The sequence below is a fragment of the Morganella sp. BCCO 40_0007 genome (assembly GCF_032989665.1).
GTDB classification, from domain to species: Bacteria; Pseudomonadota; Gammaproteobacteria; order Enterobacterales; family Enterobacteriaceae; genus Morganella; species Morganella sibonii.
The window spans coordinates 454,400-476,061 of sequence record NZ_JAVBIN010000002.1; the positions used below are offsets into that span (position 1 = coordinate 454,400).

The window sequence follows — 21,662 nt, forward strand, 5'->3', positions numbered from 1 at the left end:
AGGATTGTGAGATGGCCAAAGATATCAGCTCTCAGAAATTTATCGGCAGAAATAATGCACCGCGTGTGCAGATTGAGTATGACGTCGAAATTTACGGTTCGCAAAAGAAAGTTGAACTTCCGTTTGTTACCGGCGTTATGACTGATTTATCAGGACATCGCGCCGCTCCGCTGCCATCGGTGGAAGAACGTCAGTTCCTCACCTTTGACCAGGATAATTTTGACTCCAGGATGCGGGCAATTCGTCCCCGCCTTGCCTTCTATGTCGAAAATATGCTCGGCGACAATCCTGAAGAGCTGATGGATATTGAGCTGGAATTTGAATCGATGGAAGACTTCGAGCCGGGTGCGATTGCTGCCCGGGTCCCGCAGATGCAGAAACTGCTGGAAGCACGGGCACATCTGACGGATCTGATCACCTATATGGACGGAAAATCCAGTGCCGAAGATGTAATCCGGCAATTACTGGAACAGCCCGACTTCTTAATCCGCCTGGCAAATGATGCGAAAGGCACCGTTGCTTCTGCCGAAGCCGGTATTACTGATGTGAACGGGGAGAATGACGAATGAGTGAGCAATTAGCCCGGAGTACGGGCGCAACAGAACAGTCGGTACTGACTGCCTCCGGTGAACAGAGTGAATTAGATATTCTGTTACAGCGTTCATTCAGACCCAGCACCACAGAAGCGTCTGTCGCCGTCCGCAGTGCCATCAACACCCTGGCGGAATACGCCAATTTCGGTAAAGTAAAAGTCAGCCGGGATGTGGTGCTGACCATTGAATCCATGGTCGCGGAGATTGATGATAAATTATCTGCGCAAATGAACCGGATACTTCACAACAAAGAGTATCAGAAACTGGAATCCTCCTGGCGCGGACTCAGCTATCTTGTTGATAATACGGATGTCAGTGAAACACTGAAGATCCGTGTATTAAATATCAGCAAAGATGAGCTGTCCAAAACGCTCCGCCGCTACCGGGGTTCCGCCTGGGATCAGAGCCCGGTATTTAAAGCGGTATATGAACAGGAATACGGCCAGTTTGGTGGTGAGCCGTTCGGCTGCATGATCGGCGACTTTGAATTTGATCACAGCAACAAAAGCGTCTCCCTGCTGACAGAAGTTTCCAAAATTGCCGCCGCCGCGCACTGCCCGTTTATTACCTCCGCCGCGCCATCCATCATGCAGATGAATAACTGGCAGGAGCTGGGGAACCCGCGTGATATCGGTAAGATTTTTACCACGCCGGAATATGCGACATGGCGGCGTCTGCGTGACAGCAATGACTCCCGTTATCTGGTGATGACGATGCCGCGTTTTCTCTCCCGCCTGCCGTATGGTGAGAAAACCAATCCGATTGAGGATTTCGCCTTCGAGGAAGTCGTGAATCCGTATGATGTCAATGACTTCAGCTGGACCAACGCGGCCTATGCTATGGGGGTGAATATCAACCGCGCCTTTGCGGAGTACGGCTGGTGCTCACGTATCCGCGGGATTGAATCGGGTGGTTCGGTGGAAGAATTACCGGCTTATGCATTCCCGTCAGACGAAGGCGGTTATGAGCTGACCTGTCCGACGGAAATTGCCATTTCCGATCGCCGGGAAAATGAATTATCCAATGCCGGATTTTTACCGCTGGTTTACCGCAAACATTCTGACTTTGCTGCCTTTATCGGTTCCTGCACACTGCACAAACCGGTGATTTACGAAGATCCGGATGCCACTGCGAATGCGAAATTATCCGCCCGCCTGCCTTATATTTTTGCCACCTGCCGGTTTGCACATTACCTCAAATGTATTGTGCGGGACAAAATCGGTTCTTTCCGCTCACGGGATGATATGCAGATCTGGCTGAATGACTGGCTGATGAAATATGTTGACGGCGATCCGACTATTTCCACGGAAGCCACAAAAGCAAAACGTCCGTTAGCCGCTGCCGAAGTGCATGTGGAAGATGTTGAAGATGATCCGGGTTTTTATAAAGCACATTTTTATTTACGCCCGCATTATCAGCTGGAAGGAATGACCGTGTCATTGCGCCTGGTTTCTAAATTACCTTCCAGTAAAGAAAATAATAAATAAAAGATTTATTGCTGAGCATGAATACGTATTTTTACCATCAGGAGATACATTCTCAGGGACGAGAAAATGATATCTATATTTCATATCAGAAATATATTTAATTGTCGTAATATCAATTCAGGAGTGAATTAAATGACAGCATTAGTCGATTATTTTTTAAAAATTGAAGGTGTTGAGGGTGAATCTCCGGATCAGCAATATGGCGGCTGGATCCAGCTTCAGGCCTGGCAATGGTCCGAAGAAAACGCCGGACGCTGGGGTTTCGGCAGTGGCGGCGGTTCCGGTAAAGTGGAAATGAAAGACTTTGAATTCCGCATGATCAGTAACAAAGCATCACCAAAACTGTTTCTGATGTGTGCGACCGGGGAACATATTCCGCAGGCAAAACTGGTATGCCGTAAATCCGGTAACGGTCAGCAGGATTTTATGACTGTTACCTTCAGTAATTGTCTGGTTTCAACCTTTAAAACGGTCGGTAATATGCCTCTGGACCCGCAGACTAAAGTGGATACAGATACCGTACTGCCGACAGATGTTATCAGTCTGAACTTTGCCCGCATTGAAGTGGAATATAAAGAGCAGAAAAATGATGGTTCCATGGGTGCCATTATTAAAGCAGGTTATGACCTGAAGGCAAACGCCCGTATTTAACCGGCTGTAATACAGGAAAACTATGTCGCGATTATTATTTATCTGTAAGACGGATAAATAATGTATTGCGGTATGGTTTTCCCTTTACGGAAAATAAAACATGAAATCATCCGCTCCGATGTTATTTGATAAATTAAGTCTGAACAGACGAAGAATACATTTGCCGCAGTGGCGTGATGTTTTATTGCGCGATATTGAATTGTTATTAAATGACGCCGCACACAGCGCCTCATTAGCATTAGATAAAAAAACATACTGTATTAATTCAGTGATTAATTACGGGCTGCCGACACTCAGTGCAAAAGTTCCGGTAAATACAGACCCGATTGTGCTGGCAAAAAAAATACAGCAAATCATTGCAACATTTGAACCGAGACTAGACCCGCGCTCAATCCGGGTCACGCCGTTTGTGAATAAGAATGAAACCTGGACCCTGGCACTGCTTTTCGACATTTATGCCAAAACCAATTTGCCGGGTGAAGATCTTACCGTGAATTTACGTATCGCCCTGGATTATTCATACGGCAGTGTCCGCGTCATCTGATCCGGCACACTGACTTTAACGACAGGATACCCTTATGCTGAGTGACCGTTTTCTGACATTGTACAACGAGGAATTGCGTTTCCTGCGGGAGGAAGGGCTGCTGTTCGCCAAAGCCAATCCCCAGGTGGCGCAGCATCTCGGCATGATGCCGGACGGCGTTCTCGATCCTTTCGTTGAACGCCTGCTGGAAGGTACCGCTTTTCTCAGCGCGCGTGTGCATGAGCGGCTCAATAATGAACAGCCGGAAGTGGCTATTCAGATGATAAACCGCCTCGCGCCTTACTGGTTTACCCCGCTGCCCTCCATCGCCACTGTCGCTGTGGAACCGGATCTGACGTCCCCGCAGTGGCATTCGGATGTCACACTGCCGCGGGGCAGTAAACTGACGCTTCACGATACCGCTCCCGGCCACAGAAATGCGACCTTTACCACCGGCCGTGATCTGAATATTCAGCCGCTGGTGATTGCACATGCCGAATGTGCCACCACCCCGTCAGCACAACTGCCGCAGTCCGTGCTGCAATGCATGCAGGATGGCAGAGCACATATCTCCCTGACCATGAACACACAGGGGGTAGTGTCATTATCTGAACTGAATTTTTCGCCGATGACACTGACATTTGCAGGCGATATCGTGCATGCCAACCAACTGCTGACCGCTATTCAGAGTGATACGCTGAGAGTGATCCTGTGGTGCAGACAGGATAATAAAGCACCGCAGATGCATCTGCTGGAGCCGGGAAATATCCGTCAGGCCGGGTTACAGGCGGAAGATGCACTGTTACCGGCGGTCAGCGGGGAATTGCCGGGCAGCCGCCTGCTGCGGGAATACTTTGCCGCCCCGTCCCGCTTTTTCAGTATTGAACTGCACGGCCTGATGCCGTTTTTACAGGCGGGCGACAAATGCACGGAATTCAACATGATTTTTGTGCTGAATAAAACGCCGGTCAAGTTAACCGGTAATGTCAGCAGGGATGATTTCCGTCTGTTTTCCACCCCGGTGATTAATTTATCGCGCCGCCGGTGCAGCCCGGTGCTGATCAACGGCGAGCATACCGAATATCCGGTTATTGTCGATAAACTCAACCCCGGTCTGTATGAAATCCATCATCTGTTACAGGTGGACGGCCTGCTGGCGGATAAAGGCTATGTGCCCTTCTCCCCGCTGCACGGCTATGCACGCTTTGACGAGCCGCAGGTTTCCGCCGGTTACAGCCTGCGCCGTGTCCGCCGGGTGACAGAAGACAAATATGACAGCGCACCGGCCATGCCGAAAGACAGCCTGTTTATCTCGCTCTCCGCCGGTCCCGATAATTTTTCGCCGGACAGTGTCCGTTCCCTGAGCATTGAAGCACTGGTGTGTGATCGCCATCTTGATCCTTCCCGTCTGCAACAGCCGGTTTTCCGGCCGGATACCGCGCTGCCGGTAGGTCCGGTCGAAATCCTGCGCACACCGTCCCGCCCGCAGGGCGTACCGTGCAGCACACAGGCGTGGAAAGTGCTCCAGTTGCTCTCTGTCAACCCGCTGCGCTACGCCCTGCCGGATTTTCCGGATAACAGCCAGCTGCTCAGAGAATGGCTTTCCCTGTTCTGTCCGCCGGATGACAGCCGCCAGCAGCGCCGGATCGACAGTCTGCGGCACGCCGTTATTGCACACCGCTTTGAATGTAACCCGCTGCCCGGCCCGCTGGCCTGGAGCCGGGGCGCGGAAATCACAATCGATTTACGGGGTAATCATCACAGTGACCGCGGTGCGTGGCTGTTTGCCCGCATTCTTCATCATGCTCTCGCGGAGTATTGCGAACTGGGGCAGACACTGAGGATGCAGCTGAATGTTGATAGTGAACCACTTGCACAATGGGAGCCGATTGATGGCAGATAAAACACCGCTCCGTATCAACGGGCTCAGTGCCAGACAGGATTTTGCCGAAGTATTGCGCCGCATTGAACGGGTCAGCCCGGATCTCGCGGCAAACGGTGTGGTGCGCGGAAGCAGCCCCGCCCGGCTGCGGATAATCCAGACCGCCGATACCGGATTTGCCCCGCGTGAGGTAGCCGATATCCGCCAGTCTGCCAATCCGGTCACCAATGCCGCGGAAATTACCGTCTGGTGCCGCCATTTCGGGATGTTTGCCCCTTACGGCCCGCTGCCGATTCACATTACCGAGCATGCCCGTACCGAATTACTGGCGCGCCGCAGCCATGCTTTTCAGGACTTTTCATCGCTGCTCAGCCAGCGTCTGGCGCTGTTTTCCTACCGGGCACAGACTCAGCTGCATGTCGCGGCCGGACATGACAAAAACAATAAAAATGCATTTCAGCAGCGGATGAACCAGGTGACCGGCATTTCACCGCAGCTCTCTGCCGGTGAGCATGTTCACCGGCTCCGGCAGGCGTTTCCCGGCTGCTATCTGCCCGGGCGCAGTATCCTGAAAAACTTACAGTCACTGCTGACACACTATTTTGCCGTTCCCGTCACTGTTCAGGCCAGGCAGGGTATGTGGATTGATGATCCGCAGAATGCCGCCAGCCAGCGGATGGGACGCCTCGGCAAAACCCGCGCCGGAAAACGTTTTTTTGATGTCGAACACAGCCTGTCGGTACAGATAGGCCCGGTGGGCAGTCAGCAATATCACCTGTTCCAGCGCGGCAGTGAACGTCTGAAAGTGCTGGTGGCGGTCTGCAACGATTTTGTCGCACACCGCCGTGTACTGGATGTGAAGCTGCTGATCCGGACATCCCCTGATATGGCCGGTCACACCGGCAGCGGAAAACTGGGCCGCAGCGGCTGGCTGAAACCGGACGGCACAATCCGGATTCAGTCCCTGTATACAACCGCAGCCTGATGCAATTAACCCGATATGCAATGAAAGGATGAGTGTTATGCCCCTGATTGAAATTGATAATGAAAAGCTCAACGGGATCGATGCTTTCCCGCTCAGCTTTACCGCGCAGGAACATCTTTCGCAGGATCCGGTTTACCGCCTGACATTTCAGGTCCCGGATCCTGATCTGGATATCGGGGAACTGCTCGGTGAAAAAACCCTTATCTCTGTTGAACAGCCGGATCAGAGCCGCCGTACCTTCACTGCCCGCGTTGTCGCGGGGGGTGATGAGGGGCAGCATCAGGATCAGTATGTTTATCAGCTGGAACTGCGCAGCTGGTTATGGTTTCTGATGCAGAACCGCAACTGCCGTATCTTCCAGCACCGCAACGTGCTCACTATTATCGAGGAGATATTTACCCGTTACAGTGTGGCGGATTACCGCATTGAAACGGAGGGAACCTACCCGGATAAAGAGTATTGCGTCCAGTTCGGTGAAAGCGATTTCAGTTTTGTCAGCCGCCTGATGGAAGATGCCGGGCTCTGGTATTATATCGACCACAGTGATAACCGGGATGTTATGGTGATCACCGACCACCAGCAGTTCAAACCGCTGAGTGACGGCTATGACTCTCTGAGCTTCCTGCCGGACAGTGAAGAGCACCGTGCTATCCGCGAAGGTATCCAGCGCATCCGCCGCAACCGCCGTATCCACGCCAGTGAGGTGGTATTGCGTGATTTCGACTTCCTCAAGCCGCGCCACTCCCTACAGACTCAGGCGGAAGAGAAACGTCCTCATTTACAGGGTATTCCGCTGGAATGGTATGACTATGCCGCCGGTTACGATGACGTGCAGCAGGGCGAAGTGATTGCCCGCAAACGCCTGGAGGCATTCCGCTGTGAAAACCAGATCCTCCAGGGCGAAAGCAATGCCACCGGACTGAAACCGGGACATACTTTTGAACTGAATCAGCACCCCGATTCAACCCGTAACCGGGGATTTAAAGTGCTCGGCTGTGATTATACGTTTATCCAGGACGGCCCGGACAGCAGCAGCACCGGACGGCGGGTTTCCTGTCTTTTCCGCGCGCTGAACGACGATGAGGTTTACCGCCCGCTCTGCCGGACACCCCGCCCGCAAATTCCGGGGATTCAGAGTGCGACAGTGGTCGGTGCACCGGACTCCGAAGTTCATACCGATAAATATGCCCGTATCCGCGTGCATTTCCACTGGGATCGTTACAAAACCACGGAAGAGGACAGCTCCTGCTGGATCCGGGTGATCCAGGCCTGGGCCGGTAAAGGCTGGGGTGTCCTGGCGATGCCCCGTGTTGGTCAGGAAGTGCTGGTGACCTATATTGACGGCGATCTGGACAGACCGATGGTGACCGGGATTGTCTATAACGGTGAAAACCCGCCGCCGTATCAGTTACCGGAGCATATCAACTATTCCGGCCTGGTCTCCCGCTCGCTGCGCCACGGTATGCCGCAGCACGCCAGTCAGATCACCTTTGATGACAAACGCTACAATGAGCGGGTGATGATCCATGCCGAGCGTGATATGCAGCACACCGTTGAGCGTAACTCTGCTGCCACCACCGGTCAGGATCGCTATGAAGTGGTAAAACGCACGGCGACAGACTGGTTTAAAAATCATGTCTCCTATAAGGACGTGAATTTCTCATTTACCGGATTTAATTTCAGTGCCACCGGGACCAATGTCGGCCTGACCGGCCTGAATATCAATATGACCGGCGCCGCTATCGGACTCACCGGTGTCAACACATCCTTTACCGGGGTGAACACATCCTTTACCGGCGTGAACACGTCATTTACCGGACAATCCACATCATTCACCGGCAGCAGTGACTCCTCAACCGGTGTCAGTAATTCCCGGACCGGTGTCAGCACCTCGTTTACCGGTACCAGCAACTCCATTACGGGCAGCTCACACAGTATTACCGGCTTCAGCTCCAGCATGACCGGCAGTTCCGCCTCCCAAACCGGCCAAAGCTACAGTGCCACCGGCTCAAGCCTTTCCCATACCGGCGTCAGTGTCAGTACCACCGGCAGCAGCACTTCAAGTACCGGTGTCAGCGTCAGTACCACCGGCAGCAGTACCAGTGTCACCGGTGTCAGTGTCAGCACCACCGGCAGCAGCACCAGTGTCACCGGAAGCAGTGTAAGTGCGGTCGGCTCTTCCGTATCCGCGACAGGAAGCAGTGTCGGGGTGAAAGGCAGTGATGTCTCCGCTACCGGCAGCTCCGTCAGTACCACCGGCAGTGATATTTCAGCAAAAGGCTCCAGTATGTCCGTCACCGGATTTTCTTTCAGCTATACCGGCGCCAGTTACTCCGATACCGGGATTGACCTGAAAACGGTCGGTATGCAGAGCAAAAATTAAAAGGAAGCATGATGCGTATTATTCGTCCTCAGCAACTTGCTGTACTCAGAAACAGCTACCAGATTGGCAGGGAATGCCGGTCCGGTATCAGTGTGATCGCGGGCAGTTATTTATCCGCCCCTGATCACTTTGTCACTGAAGCACAGATTTGGCAGGCATGGAAGTCTGCCCCCCTTTCCTTTCGGATGTTGGACACCGCTGAGCCGAAACCGCATGCCGAATATATCCTTGCCGGTCATGCCGGAACCGGGCAGACACTCACGGCACTGGATGTGGACGTCCGGGTCGGATCACTCAGCCGGGCGTGGCGTCTTGAGGGGGAACCGTTTACCCGGGTTGTGATGGATCACACCGAAGCGCCGGGCGGCAGCGACTGCAAAGAAAACCCGCTGGGCAAAAACGCCCGCAGCGGTACACGCCCGGTGCTGAGAGAAGCCCGCGCCGACGGAGCCGCAGATCCTTATATCAACCTGGCCGCACCCTCACCGGTGCCGCCGGATTTTTATGTCCGCCGCAGACACATTGATGCCGTCGCTCACGTGATGACCGACAAACAGTATATGGAAAGCTGGTTTCCCGGGCTGCCGCCGGCCATTGATTATCGTTATTTTCAGATGGCACCGCCGCAGCAGCAGCTTTCCGCCTCTCAGTGGCCGCGCCATGTACCGTTTGAACTGCACGGTTTCAGGCCGGATAACGCGGTGATTTCCGGTACATTCCCTGCTGTCCGTGCCAGAGCATTTGCGATCGGCAAAGATGCGGCAACCGCAGAAGAGATAATCCTGGAGAAAAAGACCCTGTGGCTGCTGCCGGATGATGACCTTTGTCTGACAATTTTCACCGGCAGTATTCCGCTGCCCCACCTGTTTGCCACCCCTGCTGTCACACTGCTGGCCGCGCTGGACACCGATGGCGCGGAACGGCCGCTGACACATTATCAGGATGTGTATCAGCGCCGCAGCCGGACCGATACCGCCAATTTTGAATTTCTCCGCGACCGGGAACTGATGCCGGAAAACAGTCATTTCAATGTGATCCGCGATATGGCAGAACACCCGGATTCTCTGCGCTACAGTGCCCGCCCGCTGACAAAGCAGGATACCGATACGTTTTATCAGGACGTGGAAAAAGCAATCGCACTGCATGAAGAGAATCAGCAACAATACTTCGCCCCGCCGCCGGAGCAGAACGCCGCCGTGCCGGTCAGTGATACGCTGCGCCGGAAAACAGTACAGCCGGCACCGGATTGCGGGGCGGTAACCGAACACCGGGACTTTATCTCACTCTCCTTTGCCAACACAACATTACAGGGAAAAACCTTTAAACACTGCCATTTTAATCAGTGTGATTTCAGTGAATCACAGCTGGCGCAATGCCACTTTGAACACTGCCGGTTTACATCATGTCTGTTTACCGGGGCCGTGATAACGGACTCACAACTGACCGGCGGCCGCTTTCAGCTCAGTAATCTGAGCGGGAGTACATTTACCGGCACACGCTGGGAAAACCTCACGCTGGATGACTGCCTGCTGGAAAAAGGGGAATTCACCCGCTGCACCTGGGCAAAATGTCTGATCAATGATACACAAATCATCCGCAGCGGATTCACAGAGTGTGATATCAGCGGCGTGATGCTGTCCCGGTCCGGACTGACACACTCCAGTTTCCGGCAGAGCACGCTGACATCCTGGATCGCCGATAAAACAGAGGCTGACGGCGTACAGTTCACCGGATGCAGTCTGACAAAAAGCTCACTGATCGGCGGAAACTGGAAAACATGTACATTTACTGACACCACACTGGAGAGTGTGACATCCGGTCAGTACACCGATTTTTCCGGCAGCAGCTTTACCGGCTGCCATCTGAACAAAACCGGTTTCAACAGTGCCGGATTAAATCACTGCCGCTTTTCCGGATGTGAGCTGATCGAAACCTGCGCCGACGACAGCAACCTGACCGGCGCGGTTTTCAGTCACTGCGATATGGCCGGAATACGCCTGAAAGATGCAGTAATGATCCATGCCTCACTGACCAAAAGCAGTCTTCAGCAGGCCATGCTCTATAACGCCGATCTCCGTGACAGTACTTTCCGGCAGTGTAATTTCGCTGGGGCAAACCTGGCCATGATGAACGGCAATTCCGGCACTCACTTTGATTTATGCCTGATGGACGGCGCTCATCTGTTACCGCGCCGCTTCCGGCTCACCGCCTGACAGGAGATCTGAATGAACGAAACCGCAAAACAGATTATGGATTTGCAGGCTGTGAAACTGATCCGCGATAAGCATTTCAGTCAGTTACAGCTGAAAGATAACACCATGACACATCTGCATTTTGCAGACTGCCGCTTTGATCATCTCAGTACGGAGAATGTTCAGGCGCATCAGCTCTGTTTTCTGCGCTGTAAATTCGCTGCCGTGTCACTGAGTAAGAGCCTGTTAAATTCCTGCACTTTTATTGAGTGTGAGATAGACACTATCACACTGACAGAGTGCGGCCTGCTCAGTGTCTCTTTGCAGCAGACCACCATACAGTCACTGAATGCCGGAAAATGCCTCGCGGAACGCTGCATGATTTCCGGCGGTAAGGTCAGTGAGAGTGTCTGGAAAGAGGTTTCCCTGAGTTACTGGTCGGCGAATGACTGTGAGATCAGTAACTGGCATACCGAAGGCGGCCTCGTGCAGGACAGCAACTGGTTCGGCTGCACTCTGACACAATTCCGCTGTACCGGAGCGCAGATTACCCGCCTGGTTTCCGGTAACAGCAAACTGACCGATTGTCAGTTTACCGGCAATGAATGCGACATCCTGGTCTGGCAGAACTGCCTGCTGACACGGACTGACCTGCGGAAACTGAATCTCACCTCCGCCGGGTTTGTCAAATCCCGGCTGGAACAGTGCCGCCTCGACGGCAGTAATCTGCACTATGCACAGTTTAATGAAGGATCACTGCACGACTGCACACTGACCGGCACGCAACTGACCTGCGCCCAGTTTACTGATACTGAACTGCATCAGTGTGACCTGAGCGGCGCACAACTGATTTCAGCCGTTCTGGTACGGGCCGTGCTCACTCACTGCATTCTGGATGATACGAAATTAACCCGCACCGATATGCGTTTCTGTCAGCTTAAACAAACGCCGCTGCACAGCGCGGCCGTGCAAAAAGTACGCCTGCACGGTGCGCAAACCGGTCTGACTGATCGCGGGCAGAAAGCGGATGAACCGCTGCTGACATCCGTTGATTTATGGTACGCCCGGCATCAGCCCGGCCTGAAAGATGACACCGGGTCCCCCCGTTTAACCCCAGGAGCCAGCCGTTATGTTTGACACAATACATCATACTGATACACCGGTCTTATCCGGCAGACCGCTTTTTTCCGCCCCGGAAGCTCCGGTTATCGCCGCCACACGGCTTATTGCCGGCGATAACGGAGAGCTGCTGTTGCAGTCACATCCGTATTCCGCCGTGACCACCGCGGCCGGGTGCCTGATTGCCCCGGAGAAAGGCGATCTGGTCTGCGCCATGGTACAGGGAGACTGCGCCTATGTGCTGTCCGTTCTGGAGCGGCATGCCGCCACCGCACCGCTGATACTCGGCACGCAGGATACGCCTCTGCATATCCGTGCACCGTCACTGGCGCTGGAAGCATCAGAGAGCATCACAATGAAAACCTCCCGATTCTCCCTGGTATCACACACCTCAAAGTGGGTCGCACAAACACTGCGGCAGATTGCCGGCTCTCTGTTTATCAGTGCGGAAAATGCCCACAAAAAGGTTGAAAACCTTGATGCCACCGAAGCCGGTCACATTGCCCAGCATGCCGAAAAAAGCATGGTTCTGGACAATGAAATCGGCGCTATCACATCACGTGCCGTCCTTCGTATTGATGGCGGCCAGGTACATATGGGGTGACCACATGACAGCAGCAAACACACGGGCAGGCGGTATCAGTTTCTCCGGATGCGAACCGATGATCCCGATCCCGGGACCCAATATCGCCCCGAACGCCACAGGCATACCCAATGTCTTCAATTATTTCTGCTGCGGCGGTAACGAGCAGAATCTGATGTCGATACGGGCATCAACCATTTCCACCGGCATTGTTATCGGTGCCACCGGAGCAAACTCAGCGCAGATGATGCCCGTTCAGGGCTCAGGCAAATATTTTATTCAGGGCTGCCCGGCGACCCGGCTGGGCGATACGAGTATGACGAATAACTGCAACGCGCCCGGCACCCAGATTGCGCCGAGCCAGACGAAGTATTTTATCAATGCCTGATTACCGCAGATGGCTGCGCTGCCTGCTGACAGTGCCGGGTATTGCACTTCTCAGCAGTTGCAGTCTGATTTGGCCGGACACGCCGGAACCGCTGCCCGCAGACAGAACCGTCAGTCTGCGGATTGATGCGGCGGCCCGGGTTAACACCGACAGAGCCGGTAATACACTGCCTGTCCGGATTTGTGTCTTTGAAATCAGCAGGGATGACTGGCAGCCGCCCGGTCTATACCGGAATGCCCCCTGTGATGAAGCTGCACCGGACCCGGTCATGATCCGTCAGATGCAGCATATTTTAACCCCCGGTGAATCCCGCCGGTATTCCTTTGCGATCCCGCGGGAAGCAACGCGCTGGCTGCTTGTGGCCGCGGAGTTTCACATCCCCGGAAAAAATAAAAATACTGTTCTGATCAATACGGAAGTTAATAAAAATTCAAATGTTGTTGTCGTGGTCAGGGAGCGCAGTCTGACACAGATGAAAGTACCTGTTTCAGATAAGCCCTGACACCACGCTTGAGGACGGAACTGAGGACATAATTATGTTGTTAAAACAGCGTGTTGCCTGGGTTGAAGGAATGCTGATGGAACCTCAGCATTTTCAGCAGCAGGAGCGGTATTTCGAACATTACACGGATATGCGTATCCGCAGCACAGATGCTCTGGCCTGGGGTTTCCGTCAGATACATCTCGATACCGGATTACTCGATCAGGGGAAAATCGCCCTGACCCGTGCCCGCGGCGTTTTTCCTGACGGCACCCCGTTTGATCTCGGCAGTGACAACCCGCTGCCGGTGCCGTTTGATCCGGGGCCGGACTGTCAGGGACACATTATTTGTCTCTCTGTCCTGATGGATATGCCGGGGAATACCTTTATCGATCTGTCACAAAGCAAAGGACAGAGCCGCTTCAGTGTAATTAACGCCGATGTCCGCGACCGCAACGCCGGTCTGGCCTCAGAGGGCACACCGCAGATGGCCACACTCCAGCTCGGGGATCTCTGTACACGGCTGAATATCCGGAGTGCGATCAGCGATGCGGAATCCCTGCTGCCTGTAGCCAGGATCACCGAAAAGACCCGCGACGGCCGCCTGATACTGGATGATAAATTCCTGCCGCCGATGCTGGATTTTCGCGCCTGCGGCTGGCTGAAAAGTGCCGTTACCGAACTGCTCGGTCTGATGGTACAGCGGCTGGAGAGTGTTTACCGTCCGGATGTTCCGCTGACCACCGGCGGGCTGACTGAATTACTGGAACTTTTGCTGTTACAGACACTGAGTGAATACCATCTGCGTCTTGCTCATCTGCTGTCACTGCCTCAGGTTCATCCTGAACGGATGTTTTTCACGCTGCTGGGTCTGCTCGGCCGCCTGAGCATCATTCCGGGCAAAGAGAATACGTCGCTGCACCAGGATTTCCATTATTCACACAATGAGCCGCAGGATGCCTATTTCAGGCTGTTTGCCGCACTGCGCCGTGCCCTGTCACTGGTGATTGAGGCACCGGCCATCGCCCTGCCGTTTATCGAGCGCGGCGACAATATCTATCTGTACCAGAACGATCCGCAGTTACGTCTGGAAAAACTGATCTTTATCGTCAGTGCGGAGTTGCCGGGCGATACCATGAGAAGCCATTTCCCTGCCCAGACAAAACTGGCACCGGTGGAAAAAATTGTCCAGCTCATCGATTTGCAATTGCCGGGCGTGCGCATCACTCCGATGTCATCACCGCCGCGCCACATCCCGTATTACCCGAACAGTGTTTACTTTGAGGTGGATAATGCGGACCCGATGTACAGAGATATGCTGGCCGGCAGTGCCGCGGCACTGAGTATTGTCGGTGATTTCCCGGGATTACGTTTTGAGGCATGGGGCTTACGCCAGGGGAGAGTAGGATGAATGAATTCGAACGCCAGATCAGGAGTGCCATATCAGCGGCCCGTACAGGAGTGAAACAGGCCGAGCACTCATTAACTAACCCGATATGGCAGGCCAAAAGCACTGCCGCCTCCATCGGCGGCATCATTCCGGCCGGGATGCGGGGGATGGGTAACGCGCAGCCGCAGGATGACGATCAGCCGGAATTCACGGCGGCTAATGAAGATCCGCCGGTATCATCCGTGAACCGGACGCAGGGAAAACATAACCCGCTTCCGCCGATGCGCCCCTCACAGCAGCGGGAGCATCAGCAGAGTTCCCGCACGACCGGACAAAACACGTCACTGTTCGGTCTCTGGCATAACCCGTATGTTTCCGCCGCGATGCCGCTGCTGTTGCAGATTGAGTGGTTCCGTAATGAACCAGAGACCGATTTTGTCTGTGCCCGCCTGCAGATTGTCAGAAAACTGGAATTTTTCCGCAAAGATCTGCGCAAACAGGGTTTTCCGCCGGAGGAGATCGATCACCTCTCCTATCTTATCTGCACCTACGCAGACGGTCTTTTTACCGACATGGTGAAAGAGGAGATGACAGGGCTGAGTCTGCTGGTGGAATTTCATAAAGATGCCTGGGGCGGTGAGAACTGCTTTGAGCATCTGAAAGAATACATCAGCAATCCGCAGGACAACCGTGATGTGCTTGAATTCTATTATCTGATCCTGTCCATGGGATTTGAGGGAAAATACCGGATGCTGGAACGCGGAGCGGTATTACTGATGGATCTGCGCAATCACCTCAGCGGCCTGCTCTATGCACAGAATACCACCCTGTTCTTATCCGATGTCCGGGCGGAGAAAGTTAAGCCGCCTAAACGCCGGTTTATCACCGCATTACGTATCCTTATCACCGGGCTTATCCTGGCCGTTATCGCCTACGGTATTTCCGCCTGGTATCTTCATGAGCAGGCACGTCAGATCCGTAATGATATTCTGGCGTGGGTTCCGCCGGAGCCGCGCAAAATTAATATCATGGAAACCCTGCCGAACCCGCTGACACAAATATTAAGCGAGGGCTGGCTGGAAGTCCGTAAAGATCCGCGCGGCTGGCTGCTGATCTTCACCTCTGACGGTGCGTTCCTGACCGGTAAATCCGAACTGACAGAAGATTTCCTCAGCAAACGTAACATCGAACGTCTGGGTGCCGCCCTTACGCCGTGGCCGGGGGACCTGGAAGTCATCGGTCATACCGATGCCACCCCGTTCCGCAAAACCTCCGTCAATAACAACCTGAAGCTGTCGGAAGCCCGCGCCGTGGTTGTCGCCGATATTCTGCGGACCAATACCATGATTAATCAGACCCATAACCGCGAAATTACCGCGACAGGCCGGGGTGAAAGCGATCCCATCGCCGATAACACCACAGATGAAGGCCGCAAACGTAACCGCCGCGTTGATATCTTATGGAAAATCGGCAAACGCGATGCGGAACAGGCTATGCAGGGCTATCAGGACGGTGATGTTCCGGCGGTGCTGAACAGCACCCCCGCACCGTCAGCAGGTAATTATGATAACAACACTTCAGCGGAACCGCCTGTGCTCCCGGCCTGGATGAAGTAACGGTATACAAGGACGTATTATGATCAGACGATTTATTATCCTTATCATCGCATTGATTCTCAGCTACATCATCTGGTGGGTCGGACCGATGATTGCCATCGGCAACTTCTACCCGCTCGCGCGGGTGCTGGTACGCCAGATCATTATCGGTATTATTCTTTTCTGGGCGTTATGGCCGTTTGTGGCTTTCCTGTTCAGCCGCCTGTTCCGGTTTCTCCGCACCCCGCTGCCGAAACCGAAAAAGAAGATTATCCAGCTTGACCGGGTGACTGCCCGTTTTACCGATGCCATCCGGACGCTGCAATTTATTGCGCTGGCCGGTAAAAAAACCCGCAGTGAGCGGATGAAAATCCATCTCAGCCGTGAATATATCAACAACAAACCCTGGTTTGTGGTGATGGGGCCTGCCGGATGCGGCAAAACCTCCGTAATTTATGACAGCGGCGAACAGTTCATGCTTTCCGAGCAGTACGGATTATCCCGCACAACCGATGTCGGCCCGACAGTGGATTGTAACTGGTGGCTGACAGAGCGGGCTGTGTATATTGATACCGCCGGGGAATGGGTGCAGATGCACGGACAGAGTGATGACGCCGGGAATGCGCGTCAGAAATTGTACGCCCTTATCCGTAAACACCGCCGCTATCCCGGCATCGACGGGATTGTTTTGTGTGCCGATGTCGGCACACTGCTGTATGCCCCGCTGACAGAGCGGAAATCACTGGCAGATACACTGCGTATCCGCATCCTCGAAATGGCCGCTCTTTTTCAGTCTGATATTCCGGTCTATCTCCTGCTGAATAATATTGACCATCTGCCCGGCGGTGAGGCATTTCTGAACATCGCCGATGACGACCTGCTCGCAGGCGGTCTGGGGATCAAACTGCAATGTACTGACGATCACCGTAATAATTTCATTCATGATGAAAATACCTATCACCAGTTTCAGATCCGGGTCAGCAACTATATTCTTGAAACCCTGCACAATGTGCCGGATGACGGATTACGCCACCAGCTGCTGCTGTTTATTGAATCGCTCGGCGCACTGCAAAAGCCGCTGTTTTCCTTCCTTGAACAGATTTTTCCGGCCTCGGCCACCGGCTACACCGGATGCCTGCGGCAGCTGTGGATGGGCAGTACCATTCCGCTGATAGCCCGCGAGAGCCTGTATAACGCAGAGGCGGACGGACTGTTTGATGAGCGTCAGTCCGGCGGAATGTACCTCCCGGCGCTGACTCAGGCCATCACCGAGCGGGGCGTGCTGCACAGTGCCCGCTACCGTCCGCTGCGTAACAAGCTGTTTTCCGCCGCCCGCTATTTCGCAGTAACCGCCGGTCTGCTGGCTGCGGTGATGCTGCTCTCCTCCCGCTATTTCTGGGAATCGGATTTTATCGCCTATGCCAGCGCCCGCTTTGAGGAAACCAAGCGGATCGTCCGCGATATTCCGGTGACCAGCCAGTTTAATGATGACCTGATCGCCGCTTATGAACAGCTCGGTTATATCAACACGCAGTTTCTGGAAAGTTCACCGCCGCTGCTGACACCGTATTTCGAACACAAGCTGCTGAGCAGTGCGATGGAGAAGACATACCGCCGTCATCTCTACAAAATTTTCTGGCCTGCCGTGGAAAATTATATCGCCAACGAACTGAAACAGAGTGCGTTCAACGGTAATACCGATGCCTACGACACCCTCAAGGTCTATCTGATGATGGTTTATCCCTCATACCGGGAGCCGGAGGCACTGGAAAACTGGTTTATGATCCGCTGGGACAACTACGCGGTTCAGGGCTATACCGAAAACGATCGCCGTCTGTTCCGCTATCATCTGCATGAGTTATTCAGTGACACCTCCTCCACGGCACCGGTGGCCAAAATGAATGCAGAGCTGGTACGTATTGCCCGTGTCAATGCCATGAAAACCCCGATCCATCTGCGGGTGGTTAACCGTATCAAAGACAAACCGTTGCCTGCCGGTATTCAGAATATCTCGCTGGCAGATGCCGCAGGACCCAGCGTGTCGCTGATGCTGCGCCGCAAGAGCACCAATACCGTGACAGATACCGCCGTTTCCGGTTTTTACACCAAAGCCGGTTACCGGGATGTCTTCCTGCCGCAGTTACAGGATGCGGCCACAGATATGATAAGCGAAGAAAACTGGGTGCTCAGTGACAACACTGAAAAACGCGGTGATATCGGTACACAGGAAGCGATTCAGACATTATCCAATGAAGCGCTGAAAGCCTATCTGTCTGAATATGCCAATCAGTGGGACAGTTTCCTGAAAGATATCCGTGTCCGGCCAATCAGTGACCTCGATGATGCGGCGCAACTCGCCCGTCAGTTTACCGAGCCGTCTTCGCCGCTGACCGGTCTGGTTCAGTTTGCTATCGATGAAACCACACTGAGCCACGAAAATCAGCAGGATGCCACCGGGTGGTTTGCCCGCCAGGAAAACAAACTGACTCAGACCCGCCGGTCACTGCTGGACGGGGTCAGTAATGATCGCGCAGCCGGAAGCACGCCGGAGAAAAGCCTGGAAGCCCGGTTTGAAGCGCTGCACCGTCTGCGTCAGGCCGAAACAGCCGGTGCCAATGATCCGCTGTTCTCGGCTTTTGATCAGGTTTACAACAAACTGGCCACCCTCTCCGCCTCACTCCGGGCCGGTCAGATCCTGCCGCAGAACGGTGAAATCAACCGGTTACGCGATGATATGCTGCGCCAGCCGGAACCGGTACGCAGTGTCATGATGGATCTGCTTTCAACAGGCGAAAAACAGAGCCTGCAAAAGAGCAAAGAAAACCTCAGCCGCGGTGCGTCATCCATTGCTTCTGATTCCTGCCGGACCACGATCAGCGGCCGCTATCCGTTTAACCGGGGCGCACGGGAAGAAGTCGGGATCGGTGATTTCACACGGATGTTCGGGCGCGGCGGGGCCATCCAGAGTTTCTTTGATGAAAACCTGGCGGCCTATGTGAATACCGGTGCGACCCCATGGCAGATCCACCCCGGCAGCCGCGGCGTGGTGTCCGCCAGAACGGTGGCATCATTTGAAAATGCCGCCCGTATCCGGGATTCCTTCTTTGATCCGTCAGGTTCGATGTCAATGTCCATGATTATCCGCCCGATCTCATTATCCCCTTCAGTTCTTGAAGCTGTGCTGGATATTGACGGGCAGATAATCCGCTACAGCCACGGCTATCAGGAGCCGGTCAAAATTAACTGGCCGGGCCCCAAAGGCGGCATTTATACGCGCATGACATTCAAAACACAGGACGGACAGGTGGAAACGGTCAGCTTTGACGGTCCGTGGGCACTCTTCCGGATGTATGACGCCGGTAACCCGGCACAACTGAGCAGCAACAGCCGCCAGCTCACTATGGCAATGGGTCAGGTGAAAGGGTTCTTTATTGTCGAGCTCAATTCAACAATGAAGGATTATCCGTTGTGGTCACGGGCATTAAAACAATTTTCCTGCCCGGGTAATATCTGATAAACGAAAAGGACAGTCATTATGTTAGATCCGAAAAATGTACAGTCAGTACTGAAATTCAGTACTGAATCAGGAAATGATTCTGCTTCAGAATTACAGAAACCCTTTATGGACGGGGTTAAAAATATGAAGATGTCCGGTTCGGATGCCTCCCGTTCCATTCTGAAAAACGTCAATCAATCCTGTGACCAGATGATGAAGGAAATGGGAAAAATGTTTGACGGCCTTCAGGATAATCTGGATGCACATCAGAAAATGCAGCAGGCAGAACGGCCGAAAGACTTCGACACGGCCATGAAAGATTTGCGGTCAACACTCTCCGCCGGCTTCCCGGAAGAGATGAAAAGCATGTTTGATAAAATGCCGAAGATATAATCCGGACAAAAAAATACCGGGATTTTCCCGGTATTTTTTACTGTGATAAGAAGCGATCAGAATAAATATTTAAAACGGACACGGGCGCCGTAACGGTCATTATCTTTACTGTCAACCATCGTCATATCATCCTTCCCGTTAATATGAGAGTAGTATGCACCGAGGTACGTTTTAAAGTTATCCATTCCCAATATATCCGGTAATTCATACGACATGAACACTGTGTGAATATTATATTTTCCCGGATATAAAATATCATATTTGCTGTCATCAGCTGAGTTTACAACCTGATAAGATTTAATATCATTATGAGCATATATATACCCCAGCTGGAACTTACGCCATAACACGTTAGTTCCGGCAGAGAAGTCATTTTCATTCTTCGCATCCAGATACGCAGTACTGACGTTAACGACCATGCCATTTTCCGGATCATCTTTCAGAGTATCCCATTTCATCGTCAGGCCATAACCGGTACGGCGCGACTGATCCTCAAACTTTCCGTCCGCATTATTAAAGCCGTAAGCATTGCTGATCACGTTAGCATCCACCGCCCCCGCAATCGTCACGTTATCATAATTCCATGCCACTACCGGACGGACATAAATCACATTCTTTTTGTTCTGTAATTTACGGCCATGGTATTCCTGATCTTTAAAGACGCGGCTGCCATCCTCAACCAGCGTATTCACCTCAAAATACCAGTTATCATAATTACTGCTGAGGTTCATAGCACCGCCGCTGTTACTCCGTCCGCGCCCTTCTTTCATCATATAGATATAGCCGAATCCGTCGGCATAGAGATCATTGGCGCTGTTACCCGAATGTTCGACAAATGTATCCTGATTCAGCGGGAACATATCATAAGCCTCATAACGGCCGATTTTATATTTCCATTTATTTTCTTTGCCAAAATAGAATACAGCATCATCAAGCCCGATATTTCCGGACATATTGGCTAACGGCTGAACACTGAAACCGGCATAATTGCCGTTATCCAGTTTCCGTTGTCCGTCAAGGCCGATTAAGATCCGCCCGTTAATGTCCCAGCGTTCTTTATCACCGAAATCATCCGCTCCGCGTCCGGCCTGAGTCTGCATAGACGTAATCTGCCCTTTGCGGCTGGCGGCATCAATATTAAACTCCACATCACCGTATAATTTCAGTGTTCCTTTTTCATTATCGGCGCTGACAATATTACTGAAACCGGATGTATTCTCCCGGCCGGTATTTCCTGCCGGCGCCGTATTCCGGGCCATTAAATTTTCCAGACGTTCTGCTTTTTTTTCTGCTGCCACTGCTCTTGCTTCAGCTTCAGACGCTCTTTTTTCAAGACTGTTCAGACGTGCCTCAATATCACTTAATGATGTTTCAGCACCGGCAGAAAAAGAAATAGCAAATCCTGTCAGCAATGCTAATTGAGTTAACTTCATTATATCTACCTCTGTTCACAAAGATCGGATGGCAGCAGCATACGAATATGCTGTGCCTTTATCAGAAATATTATTATCGGTAATTTAA

The 21,662-nt window shown here is 52.9% G+C and carries 17 protein-coding genes; 16 read left to right on the forward strand and 1 reads right to left on the reverse strand.

Annotation, left to right across the window (positions count from 1 at the left end; translation table 11 throughout):
* Positions 1-11: 11 nt before the first annotated feature.
* From tssB to R5268_RS04260, 16 genes are all read left to right on the forward strand, one after another.
* Positions 12-569, forward strand: a complete 558-nt coding sequence (gene tssB / locus R5268_RS04185; RefSeq protein WP_046893643.1) for a type VI secretion system contractile sheath small subunit — start codon at positions 12-14, stop codon at positions 567-569.
* Positions 566-2,080, forward strand: coding sequence for a type VI secretion system contractile sheath large subunit (gene tssC / locus R5268_RS04190; protein ID WP_317418614.1), 1,515 nt, complete (start codon positions 566-568; stop codon positions 2,078-2,080). The genes tssB and tssC overlap by 4 nt, the downstream gene beginning before the upstream one ends.
* 132 nt (positions 2,081-2,212) lie before the next feature.
* The gene (locus R5268_RS04195; RefSeq protein ID WP_107680400.1) at positions 2,213-2,731 is read left to right on the forward strand and encodes an Hcp family type VI secretion system effector; all 519 of its coding nucleotides are present in this window, start codon (positions 2,213-2,215) and stop codon (positions 2,729-2,731) included.
* A gap of 100 nt (positions 2,732-2,831) precedes the next feature.
* A complete protein-coding gene (locus tag R5268_RS04200; RefSeq protein ID WP_046893640.1) occupies positions 2,832-3,275 on the forward strand; it encodes a type VI secretion system baseplate subunit TssE in 444 nt (147 codons plus the stop codon).
* A 34-nt stretch (positions 3,276-3,309) separates the two neighbouring features.
* Positions 3,310-5,157 carry a type VI secretion system baseplate subunit TssF gene (gene tssF, locus R5268_RS04205; protein ID WP_317418613.1) on the forward strand — a complete coding sequence of 616 codons (1,848 nt, stop codon included), beginning with the start codon at positions 3,310-3,312 and terminating at the stop codon, positions 5,155-5,157.
* Positions 5,147-6,121, forward strand: coding sequence for a type VI secretion system baseplate subunit TssG (gene tssG / locus R5268_RS04210; protein WP_052926273.1), 975 nt, complete (start codon positions 5,147-5,149; stop codon positions 6,119-6,121). The genes tssF and tssG overlap by 11 nt, the downstream gene beginning before the upstream one ends.
* A gap of 37 nt (positions 6,122-6,158) precedes the next feature.
* A complete protein-coding gene (vgrG, locus tag R5268_RS04215) occupies positions 6,159-8,504 on the forward strand; it encodes a type VI secretion system tip protein VgrG (protein WP_317418612.1) in 2,346 nt (781 codons plus the stop codon).
* 8 nt (positions 8,505-8,512) lie between these two features.
* The gene (locus R5268_RS04220; RefSeq protein WP_317418611.1) at positions 8,513-10,717 is read left to right on the forward strand and encodes a pentapeptide repeat-containing protein; all 2,205 of its coding nucleotides are present in this window, start codon (positions 8,513-8,515) and stop codon (positions 10,715-10,717) included.
* Between the two features lie 12 nt (positions 10,718-10,729).
* On the forward strand, positions 10,730-11,833 hold the full coding sequence (locus R5268_RS04225) for a pentapeptide repeat-containing protein (protein ID WP_317418610.1): 1,104 nt from the start codon (positions 10,730-10,732) through the stop codon (positions 11,831-11,833).
* Positions 11,826-12,419 carry a DUF3540 domain-containing protein gene (locus tag R5268_RS04230; protein WP_107680405.1) on the forward strand — a complete coding sequence of 198 codons (594 nt, stop codon included), beginning with the start codon at positions 11,826-11,828 and terminating at the stop codon, positions 12,417-12,419. Before R5268_RS04225 ends, R5268_RS04230 begins: the two co-directional genes overlap by 8 nt.
* Before the next feature lie 4 nt (positions 12,420-12,423).
* Positions 12,424-12,786 carry a PAAR-like domain-containing protein gene (locus R5268_RS04235; RefSeq protein WP_046893634.1) on the forward strand — a complete coding sequence of 121 codons (363 nt, stop codon included), beginning with the start codon at positions 12,424-12,426 and terminating at the stop codon, positions 12,784-12,786.
* On the forward strand, positions 12,779-13,288 hold the full coding sequence (gene tssJ, locus R5268_RS04240) for a type VI secretion system lipoprotein TssJ (RefSeq protein WP_046893633.1): 510 nt from the start codon (positions 12,779-12,781) through the stop codon (positions 13,286-13,288). The genes R5268_RS04235 and tssJ overlap by 8 nt, the downstream gene beginning before the upstream one ends.
* A gap of 34 nt (positions 13,289-13,322) precedes the next feature.
* Entirely contained in the window at positions 13,323-14,678 is a 1,356-nt protein-coding gene (gene tssK, locus R5268_RS04245; RefSeq protein ID WP_107680407.1) for a type VI secretion system baseplate subunit TssK, read from the forward strand.
* Complete coding sequence (gene icmH / locus R5268_RS04250) at positions 14,675-16,273, forward strand: type IVB secretion system protein IcmH/DotU (RefSeq protein WP_218455167.1); 1,599 nt, start codon at positions 14,675-14,677, stop codon at positions 16,271-16,273. Before tssK ends, icmH begins: the two co-directional genes overlap by 4 nt.
* A gap of 19 nt (positions 16,274-16,292) precedes the next feature.
* Positions 16,293-19,766: a type VI secretion system membrane subunit TssM gene (tssM, locus tag R5268_RS04255; RefSeq protein ID WP_410795818.1), complete on the forward strand. Its 3,474-nt coding sequence runs from the start codon at positions 16,293-16,295 to the stop codon at positions 19,764-19,766.
* A 21-nt stretch (positions 19,767-19,787) separates the two neighbouring features.
* The gene (locus R5268_RS04260; RefSeq protein ID WP_046893631.1) at positions 19,788-20,141 is read left to right on the forward strand and encodes a DUF6277 family protein; all 354 of its coding nucleotides are present in this window, start codon (positions 19,788-19,790) and stop codon (positions 20,139-20,141) included.
* 56 nt (positions 20,142-20,197) lie between these two features.
* On the opposite strand, the gene R5268_RS04265 is transcribed toward R5268_RS04260, so the two are convergent.
* Positions 20,198-21,574 carry a carbohydrate porin gene (locus R5268_RS04265; RefSeq protein ID WP_218429341.1) on the reverse strand — a complete coding sequence of 459 codons (1,377 nt, stop codon included), beginning with the start codon at positions 21,572-21,574 and terminating at the stop codon, positions 20,198-20,200.
* Positions 21,575-21,662: the final 88 nt, after the last annotated feature.